Below are 8,816 nucleotides of genomic sequence, written 5' to 3' on the forward strand. Positions count from 1 at the left end.
TTGCGGACATGTACCGGGTGTCAGGATGCCCCGACCGGAGGAGCCGTTGATGGATCTGGATGAACTGCTGGAGCGTTCGGGCCCGCCGATCTGCACGCGTGGCCACCGCTTGGAGGTGGAGCTGAGGCGGCTCGTGCGAGACAGCGAGACGACGGCCGGTCGGCGGCGCCGCTCGGTGCGCCTGGGCCTGGCCGGTGTGGCGGTCGCCGGTGTCTTGGGTCTCGCTCCGGTGGCGTCGGCGGCCGGCTTGCTGCCGGGGTGGGCGACGTGGAGCACCACCCAGGGCTCGACCTGCGAGCTCCAGCTCGACGTAGGCCTGCGCAGAGACGGGGACGGTGAGCTCATCACTGAGACGTTCACGGACGCCGAGCAGCGCGCCACCTACGCGGCAGCCCGAGAGTTCCTGACGGCGTTCGACTACGACTCCGTCGACCGGGACGCCGCAATCGCCGAGTGGCAGGCGCAGGAGGCACACATCCGGGCTGGACAGCGGCCAGGCGATCGTCAGCCGGCACTGCAGGGCGACGACCTGGAGGTCACCGCGGTGTTGACCCAGGTGGTCAACCGGCTCCGGGACCACCTGCACGGGCGGGGCCTCGACATCCGCGCCATCATGGTGAGCGCCGGCAACCGGTGCACCCGGTGACGCCCCCTTCGCGGCCGCAGCAGCGCGCCGAGCTCCGGGGCGCGCTGCGCGCCAACTCCGAGGCACTCCTGGCCTACTTCGAGCGGCGGGTGAGCCCACGCGAGGACGCCGCCGACCTGCTCGGCGACACCATGCTCCACGTCTGGCGCCGGCGTCGCGACCTACCTCCCGGCGACGCGACCCAGCAGCGGATGTGGCTGTTCACCATCGCGGGACGCGTGCTGGCCAACCACCGCCGGTCGTCGCGGCGACGCCTCGCCCTGACCGAGCGGCTACGGACACACCTCACCGATGCGGGCGCCGTCCCTGACCCCACCGAGGCGAACGCGGTCCGGGACGCCGTCCTGCGGCTGCCGCCCAGGCATCGAGAGATCGTCACGCTCGTCCACTGGGACGGGTTCACCCTCGCGGAGGCCGCCGAGGTCCTCGGCCTCAACCAGTCCACCGCCCGCAGCCGGTACGCCGCAGCGCGCACGAAGCTCAAGAACGCCCTGATGGAGCCGAGCCGCACCTGACCCGACGTGCCGTGCGTTGCGCGGCCGACAACCATGCTGGCCCGGTCGTCCCCCAACGCGGCATGCGAACCCACACCGGGAACCCAGGTCATCCTGCTCGTCCACGGCCTCGACATCCGAGTCGTCGACGCCATCACCGGCGAGCTCCTCCGCGAAGTCACCCTCGACCCAAGCGGCGACTACCAACCCACCGGAGTACCAAGGGACCCACATGAGCAACTCCCGAACCCACGATCGTGGGTCCGGGAGTTCCCGATCTCTTGAGAGATCACAGTCGTAGGCCCTGTGGGACTCGAACCCACAACCAACGGAAACCTCCCGAAGCCCGCGCGATCTCGAGTCCAGGGTCGCCCCACGCGTGGAGGGGTGCGCGTGGCTACCGGTTGTTCCTGACCTCCGCCGGCTCACGAGTGCCACGACGAGTGCCACGGCTGCCAGACCGCCGCCAGGGGAGAGCCACCGACCCGATAGCCAGCCCAGTTGCTCGGCAGTGGTCGGGGTCAAGGGTGGCAGGAGGTCATCGCGGAGCGACACGAAGTGCCCTTGATGCCGGCCGGTGCCGTGCAGACCGTTGGGGATCGGGTCGGCGGCTCGGTGGCGAGCGAGGTTTCGGCGGCAAGCCCGAGCACGCGGATCGTGGGCACTCGTCTGAGGGCGGAGCGCCCTCGCGCCGCAGGCGCGCTTGAGCCAGCAAGGAAAGTCGTAACCGATCCGGATGATCACACGGATGATCACACGGATGAGCAGGCGTGTCCCACGAGTCGGTGGATTCCGAGCCCCTGACGCCGATGGCCCGAGCCGCGCGCCGTCCCGGCATAGGATGTTTCGTCGCGCGGACCCGCTGGCTCAGAAGCGCAGCCGGCCCTTCAAACTCGGCCGCTGAACGCGGAGTCCTACGCTGACGCCCGTTGACCCCAAAGTGTTGGTGCAGGCGATCGCGATTGCGTTCATGAGCTACGACAAAGTCGGGGGAGAGGACGTCAACCCTGATTGGGCGGTCAAGATCATGGAGGACCTGACCCACACGTTGAGCCAGTTGTCCAACGACGACCGGGGACAGTTCCGGACAGACCTGGAAGCGCTCGCGGCTGACCTCTCCGCCGACCCGTTCCACGACCATTGGCGCAACTACTACCGAGATCTCCCAGGTCTCCTCGGATGGACTAACTGAATCGGAGCCAGCCCAAACCGGCCGGACAGGAAGAGCACTCACAACGGAGGAACGGATCGCTGCAGATCCGTGCGCAGGGCTGATGAGTCGCGCATGCTGTGCCCATGTCGGCGACGTTGACTCACCGGTCGGTTGAGATGAGTCCTTGCGCCCATGCGCCGCGTCCGCGCCTCAAGGAAGAGGTCACCGCACCCCGCAACGGCCGACGGTTGCCTGGCGCGGTCAGTCGAGCAGGAACCAGCCGCGCACTTGCGCCTCGTGGTCGAGGTAGCGATCCCCGGAGACGTCCACGATCACCTTGTCGATGCTGCCGCCGATGAAGGAGTACGGCGCGGTGTACGCCGGGGTCACCGGTGAAGCGTCGTCGCGGCCCACGCACAGCCCGTCGCCGACCGCGCAGAACGGGCCCGGCTGGGTCACGATCTCGTCGCTGCCCACGGCCGTGCCGTCGACGTACAGGGTGAGGGTGCCCCGTGCCCCTGCCATCATCGGGTCCTCGTTGCGGCCGGTGGCGACGAACTCGGCGGTGACGACGTGCGGGCCGGGCTCCAGGTCCCGGTCGGAGGCGATGGTTTGCAGGTGCGTCCCCACCCAGTTGAACGCGTAGGTGGGTCTCCGGTCCTGGACGTAGAGGCTGTGCCCGCCGGTCAGCCCGCCGTGCGCGAACAGCACTCCGCAGGCATCCGGTGTGGTGACGTGCATGCCCGCCGAGATCGTGTAGGAGCGGCCGGCGATCGCGACGGCGGACTGCTCGGGGACGGGTGCGCAGTCGGGGTAGTAGACGTAGCGGTCACGGGGCGGGGCGCCGCTGGGGCGCTCGGCGAGGGCCTGCTCGAGCGCGGTGCGGTCGTCGAGGGGCAGGCCGTTGTACTGCTCGGCGAGCTCGAACCAGTGCGCCTTCATCCGCTCCAGTCGCTCCGGCTCCTGGGCGGCCACGTTCCGGGACTGCGACCGGTCGACCTCGATGTGGTAGAGCTCCCAGGCGTCTTGGTCGAACTTCCCCCAGCCGCTGAGCGGAGGGTGCAGGGTGCAGGCGAGCCACCCCTCCTCGTACAGCGCCCGCTGGCCGAGCATCGCGTAGAACTGCGTGCGCTTGGCCGGCGCATCCTCGTCGGTCAGCGAGGCCCGGAAGCTCTCGCCTTCGATCGGACTCTGGTCGAATCCGTTCAGTGAGGCGGGTGCGGTGATGCCGATGAGGTCGTAGATCGTGGGTACCACGTCGACCGCGTGCACGTACTGCGTGCGGGGCGTGGCCTGGGCCGGCACCCTCGCCGGCCACGAGACCATGCACATGTCTGCGATCCCGCCCTCGAAGCCCGCCCACCGCTTCCAGTACGGGAACGGGGTGTCGAAGGCCCACGCCCACCCGGTGTTGTAGTGGTTGTACGACATCGGGCCACCGAGTTCGTCGATGTGCTCGAGGGTCAGCTTGGTTGGGGTGGGGACGCCGTTGAAGAAGCGCCACTCGTTGAACGTCCCGTTGGGTCCGCCCTCGCCGCTGGCCCCGTTGTCGGAGATCACCACAATGATCGTGTTGTCCAACTCGCCCGAGGACTCGAGGAAGTCGACGACCCTGCCCACCTGGTCGTCGGTGTACTCGACGTAACCCGCGAACACCTCGGCCATCCGGACGAAGAGGCGCTTCTCGTCCTCGCTGAGGGAGTCCCAGGGTCGCACGGTGTCGAGCAGCGGCCAGGGCTGGCCGTCGGGCCCGGTCGTGGCGGGCTCCCCGTGCGGGTTGATCCCGGACAGCTCGGTGTCCTCGGGCAGCAGCCCGAGCTCCTTCTGCCGGGCCAGGATGGAGTTCCGGATCGCTTCGTAGCCCTCGTCGAAGACGCCCTTGTACTTGTCGGACCATTCCTGGAACACGTGGTGCGGTGCGTGCGCGGCGTCGAGAGAGAAGTACAGGAAGAAGGGTTTCTCTGGCTCGACGACCTTGGCGTCGCGGATGAACTCGATCGCCCTGTCCGAGAGGTCCTTGGCGATGTGATAGCCCTCCTCGGGCGTCGCCGGCGGCTCCACGGGGTGGTTGTCGTGGACCAGGTCCGGGTACCAGCAACTGGACTCGCCGCCCAGGAACCCGTAGAAGCGCTCGAACCCGCGACCCAGCGGCCAGCGCTTCTTCCAGGCCGCCATGCCGGTCTCGTCACCCGGGGTGAGGTGCCACTTGCCGACGCAGTAGGTGTTGTAGCCGTGCTCGAGGAGGACCTCGGAGAGGAACCCGTTCTCGAACGGGATCCGGGTGGAGATGCCGGGGAAGCCCGCGCCGAACTCGGCGATCGTCGCCATCCCGTTGGAGGTCGCGTTGCGTCCGGTGAGGAGCGAAGCGCGGGTGGGGGAGCAGAGCGCGGTCGTGTGGAAGTTGGAGTAGCGCACACCACGGTCCGCTATGCGGTTCATGGTCGGGGTCTTCACCGGGCCGCCGAAGCAGTCCATGGTCCCGTAGCCCACGTCGTCCCAGACGATGAACACCACGTTGGGCGCACCGGCCGGCGGCTTCGGTGCGAGGAAGGGCTCCCAGTCCGGGACGGAGTCCCGGATGTCGAGCTCGATCCGGCCGGCGAAGTCCCTGGTCATCCCGGGGATCCTCAGCGACGGTCGCGACGGTCGTCGCGCCGGTCCTCGCGGCGGTCACCGCGACGGCGTACCCCGTGGACGACGACGGCTGTCGTGCCCACGGTGGCCGCGGTGCGGGCCACCGGGGCGCCGATCACGCCTCGGCGTGCTGCGCGTGCTGGACGGAGCGGCATGTCAGTTTCCTTCCTCTGCGGAGATCTCGGCCTCGATGGAGGCGGCGATGGCCTGGATGGGGATGCGTCCGCTGGCGATGAGCTGGCCGCCCGCTCGCCGGGCAGCGCTCGCGAACGGGGCGGCCCAGCAGTTCTCCCAGACCAGGACGCCGGCGACGCTGCCGGGAAGCATCGCCGCCGCGAGGTGCTCGACGTCGTCGGCGGCGAGGATCTCAGCGATGGTCGCCTCGAGTGCGCGGATGTCGTCCGTACCGGGGATGTCGTCGATCTCGAGGGCGTCAACGGACCCGTCGTCGCTCTTCTGCAGGATCAGCATGTCGAGGATCCGGATGGTGCCGGCCTCCGACATCCGGGTCAGCTCGTCGGCCATCTCGCCGGTAAAATTCTGCGCCCCGGCCGGGAACTCCACCACCAGGTAGTCCACCGGTCCGAGCTCGTCGAGTGTCACGTCGTTGCTCTCTTGCATGGCTCCTCCTCCTCGGGGTCCCGGCCATGGGCGGGGCCGCGCCTGCGCCGGCCACAAGGAGGGTCGGGTGTGCTGACGAGCACCCGCACTTGGAGCCTCCACCCTGACCCCGCGTTGGGGCATCACCCGGAGCGGATGGTCCGACCGTCGGCCGCCGAGGTTGCGTCGCACAGGCTTCGCGTGGACGCCTGACCCGACGTGGGGCCCTCCGGACACCCAAGCTCTTGGGGTCAGATCAGGCCGAGCCCGCGAGCCCGGTTCACAGCCGCACTTGCCGGGCACGCACGGCGCGGACATGGCTTCGGAGGATGCGGCGGCTTGGGAGATAGCGGGACCGGTGAACTGAGGAGGATGCTTGGGCAATGGCGCGATGGCTGACTGACTCACGATCAGGTCGTCGACGACGGGGCGTGGGGATGAGCGAATCGCACGGCCCGACGGGCCCGTCACGGCACCCGACAGATGCCGGAGCTGACCCGGGCATGGATCCGGTTGCGGTCATCCGGTCGAGGGCCTACCTGTCCGCACTGGCACTCGCGGCGATCCTGGGTGTACCTGTCTCCGCGGTTGCCTACGGGTTCCTGGCGTTGACCACCCGGTTGCAGCAGCTGATCTTCGAGGATCTGCCCGACCAGCTGGTCAGCGGCTCCGTGCCCGCGTGGTGGCCGGTGCCGTGGTTGGTGCTGTGCGGGCTGTTGACCGGCATGGTTATCCGCTATCTCCCGGGCAACGGCGGACACTCACCCGCCTTCGGCTTCCAGACAGGCGGCGGACCGGTGAACGGCCCGCAGCTGGTCGACGTCACCCTGGCCGCCCTGACCACGCTCAGCCTGGGCGCCGTCCTCGGACCGGAGGCACCCCTGATCGCGATCGGCGGCGGGCTCGGAGCCCTGGCCGTGCACCTGGTGAAGAAGGACGCACCGCCGATGGCGCTGACCATCATGGCCTCGGCCGGCAGCTTCGCAGCCATCAGCACCCTGCTCGGCTCGCCAGTGCTCGGGGCGTTCCTGATCATGGAGGCTGCCGGCCTCGGCGGGATGACATTGAGCCTGGTGGCCCTGCCTGGACTGCTCGCCTCCGGCATCGGCGCCCTCGTCTTCCTGGGGCTCGACAACTGGACCGGGCTGGGCGATTTCTCCCTCGCGCTCACCTCCGTCCCACCCTTGGTGGACCCGACCGTCGCCACGTTGTGCTGGGCCGCCGCCATGGGAGTCGGCTGTGCCCTGCTCGCCTATGTGATCCGCTGGATCGGGCTCTCACTGCGGCCGATCGTGCACCTCAACCGGGTGCTCGTCACCGCGACTCTGGGCCTGATCATCGGGCTGACCGCGATGGCCTACGACCTGATCTCCGGCAACAGCTTCACCGAAGTGCTCTTCTCCGGACAAGACGCCCTGCCCGAGCTGGTCCAGAACGCCGCCGACTACTCGGTGGGTGTGCTCATCCTGCTCATCGCCTGCAAGATGCTCGCCTACGGCCTCTCGCTGAGCGCCTTCAGGGGCGGCCCTGTCTTCCCGTCCATGTTCATCGGGGCCGCCCTCGGGATCGCGGTGAGCGGACTGCCAGGCATGAGCCTCTCGCCAGCGATCGGCATGGGAATCGGCGCCATGTGCAGCGCAATGCTGAGGCTGCCGTTGACCTCCACCCTGCTCGCAGTCCTCCTGCTCGGCGCCGACGGCGCCGCCGTCACCCCCGAGATTGTGGTTGCCGTGGTCGTCGCGTTCGTCGTCACCTTCGTGCTACCGACCCCGGGGCCTCCGGCGCCGGAGGACAGCCGCGCTGGTTGACATGGCTCGCGGCCAGGACGCTCACCTCGTGCTCGTTCCAAGGGTCACGATTCCGTCCGCCCTGACTCTGCGATGCCGCGTCCGCTCGTCGGTATGAGAGCGGTAATCGTGGCGCGTACGTGTCGCGTCGGCCGGTTGTGCTGCTGCGGTAGTCCGTTGGTGACCAGTCCGCCGGTGCACCTGGGTAGGTCCGCGGCCGCTACCGCCAGCGCGACGAGGGCTGTGGAATCATCAGGATCGTCTCTACGAACGTGTTCGGGCTCAGCATCCTGGGACGACTCGCGATCGGCGGCGCGACGCTGATGAGTCATTCATCCACGATCGCTCCCACACAGCGGCGGAGCACGAAGCGAGGGAGAGGGCATGAGTTCTCCATCGGTCGAGCTGACCGCCCGATTCTGGCGGAGCCGCCGCTCCGCAGCCATCGCGGGCATCGTGTTTGCCCTGCTCCTGATGGCTGCCATCTCGATGATGCGTGTCGCGTTTTCCGAGGAGAGCCTCGAGTCGCTTCGAGCCGACGAAGGCAAGCGGACCCTGATCCGGCTGAGTCTCCACCTCGTGCCGTTCTCTGGCATCGCGTTCCTCTGGTTCATCGGGGTCGTCCGCGACCAACTCGGTGAGGTCGAGGATCGGCTCTTCTCCACGGTGTTCCTCGGCAGCGGCCTGCTGTTCCTGGCCATGCTCTTCGATGCCGCCGTCACCGCCCACAGCCTGCTGGGCATGCTCGCCGCATCGCAGACAAGTCCAGACCTCTTGGAGTCCACTCGCCTCACGAGCCAGACCCTCATGACGGTGTACGCCATGCGCATGGCCGCCGTGTTCACCATCTCGGTGAGCACGGTCGGTCTCAGGACGTCCGCAGTTCCGCGTTGGGTCGCGTTCCTCGGCTACCTTGTCGCGCTGGTCCTGCTCGTGGCCGCGGGGCGACAGCAGTGGACCCAACTCCTGTTCCCGCTCTGGGTGCTGCTTCTCAGTGTCGTCATCCTGGTCTGGCGTCCCACCGAGAGCCGGGCCGCCTGAGCCAGCGCAATGACGGTCAAGCGCGCGACGCTTGCTGCTCGTCGTTCCGGACCACACCTCGTCAGACCGCCAATGCTGGAACTCGTCGCTGCGGCGAAGCGGCACCAACAAGTAGCCGCGTTGCGGCTCGGTGCGCGAGGCATGAGAGCGCGTTCCTGGTGCCGCTGCGCTCCGGTCGGGTCACTGATCGTCTGAGTTTCGGCGCTTGTCCACAGGTTGGTGCCGATTTGCCGCTACCTCCGGCATGTTGTCGGTGGGGTGTGTCATGGTCTGGGTAGCGGACAACTTCACACGCAAACCTGATGGGATATTCCCGGGGGTCGGCTCCCCACCCTGGCCAGTGGCCGTACACGCCAGATGCCGCGACAACGACACGAACTGATGTAGCAACCGTCCGCGAAGACCCTTGGTGGTCGTGTCTCGGCGTTGTGGCGGTCCCCTCGTCGAGATCTTGTTCTCCG

8 protein-coding genes are annotated in these 8,816 nt (G+C 68.4%); 5 read left to right on the forward strand and 3 right to left on the reverse strand.

Annotated elements, in window-relative coordinates; translation table 11 throughout:
* Positions 1 to 49: 49 nt before the first annotated feature.
* From EKO23_RS08840 to EKO23_RS08855, 3 genes are all read left to right on the forward strand, one after another.
* Positions 50 to 646 (forward strand): hypothetical protein, encoded by a 597-nt coding sequence (locus EKO23_RS08840; protein WP_134716289.1) that lies wholly within the window; start codon positions 50 to 52, stop codon positions 644 to 646.
* Positions 643 to 1,161 carry an RNA polymerase sigma factor gene (locus tag EKO23_RS08845; RefSeq protein ID WP_134716291.1) on the forward strand — a complete coding sequence of 173 codons (519 nt, stop codon included), beginning with the start codon at positions 643 to 645 and terminating at the stop codon, positions 1,159 to 1,161. The genes EKO23_RS08840 and EKO23_RS08845 overlap by 4 nt, the downstream gene beginning before the upstream one ends.
* A 925-nt stretch (positions 1,162 to 2,086) precedes the next feature.
* A complete protein-coding gene (locus EKO23_RS08855) occupies positions 2,087 to 2,332 on the forward strand; it encodes a hypothetical protein (RefSeq protein WP_134716295.1) in 246 nt (81 codons plus the stop codon).
* A gap of 222 nt (positions 2,333 to 2,554) precedes the next feature.
* Here the strand turns inward: EKO23_RS08855 and EKO23_RS08860 are convergent, their stop codons facing one another.
* From EKO23_RS08860 to EKO23_RS08865, 3 genes are read right to left on the reverse strand one after another with little or no spacing between them, the layout of a single operon-like run.
* The gene (locus EKO23_RS08860) at positions 2,555 to 4,909 is read right to left on the reverse strand and encodes an arylsulfatase (RefSeq protein ID WP_134716297.1); all 2,355 of its coding nucleotides are present in this window, start codon (positions 4,907 to 4,909) and stop codon (positions 2,555 to 2,557) included.
* An 11-nt stretch (positions 4,910 to 4,920) separates the two neighbouring features.
* Positions 4,921 to 5,082 (reverse strand): hypothetical protein, encoded by a 162-nt coding sequence (locus EKO23_RS25160; RefSeq protein ID WP_167880385.1) that lies wholly within the window; start codon positions 5,080 to 5,082, stop codon positions 4,921 to 4,923.
* A gap of 1 nt (position 5,083) precedes the next feature.
* Positions 5,084 to 5,548, reverse strand: a complete 465-nt coding sequence (locus EKO23_RS08865; protein ID WP_134716299.1) for a DUF6325 family protein — start codon at positions 5,546 to 5,548, stop codon at positions 5,084 to 5,086.
* Positions 5,549 to 6,030: 482 nt separating this feature from the next.
* Between EKO23_RS08865 and EKO23_RS08870 the strand changes: the two genes are divergently transcribed.
* Together EKO23_RS08870 and EKO23_RS08875 are read left to right on the forward strand one after the other, a co-directional pair.
* Positions 6,031 to 7,335, forward strand: coding sequence for a chloride channel protein (locus tag EKO23_RS08870; RefSeq protein WP_217702542.1), 1,305 nt, complete (start codon positions 6,031 to 6,033; stop codon positions 7,333 to 7,335).
* Between the two features lie 435 nt (positions 7,336 to 7,770).
* The gene (locus tag EKO23_RS08875; protein WP_217702543.1) at positions 7,771 to 8,355 is read left to right on the forward strand and encodes a hypothetical protein; all 585 of its coding nucleotides are present in this window, start codon (positions 7,771 to 7,773) and stop codon (positions 8,353 to 8,355) included.
* The last annotated feature ends 461 nt before the right edge of the window (positions 8,356 to 8,816 follow it).

Source organism: Nocardioides guangzhouensis, from assembly GCF_004519545.1.
Classification (GTDB): domain Bacteria; phylum Actinomycetota; class Actinomycetes; order Propionibacteriales; family Nocardioidaceae; genus Nocardioides; species Nocardioides guangzhouensis.

Bases quoted from the DNA above. Each gene is read 5' to 3' on its own strand.
- EKO23_RS08840 (WP_134716289.1), top strand. From the start codon at position 50: ATGGATCTGGATGAACTGCTGGAGCGTTCGGGCCCGCCGATCTGCACG.
- EKO23_RS08860 (WP_134716297.1), bottom strand. From the start codon at position 4,909: ATGACCAGGGACTTCGCCGGCCGGATCGAGCTCGACATCCGGGACTCC.
- EKO23_RS25160 (WP_167880385.1), bottom strand. From the start codon at position 5,082: ATGCCGCTCCGTCCAGCACGCGCAGCACGCCGAGGCGTGATCGGCGCC.
- EKO23_RS08865 (WP_134716299.1), bottom strand. From the start codon at position 5,548: ATGCAAGAGAGCAACGACGTGACACTCGACGAGCTCGGACCGGTGGAC.
- EKO23_RS08870 (WP_217702542.1), top strand. From the start codon at position 6,031: ATGGATCCGGTTGCGGTCATCCGGTCGAGGGCCTACCTGTCCGCACTG.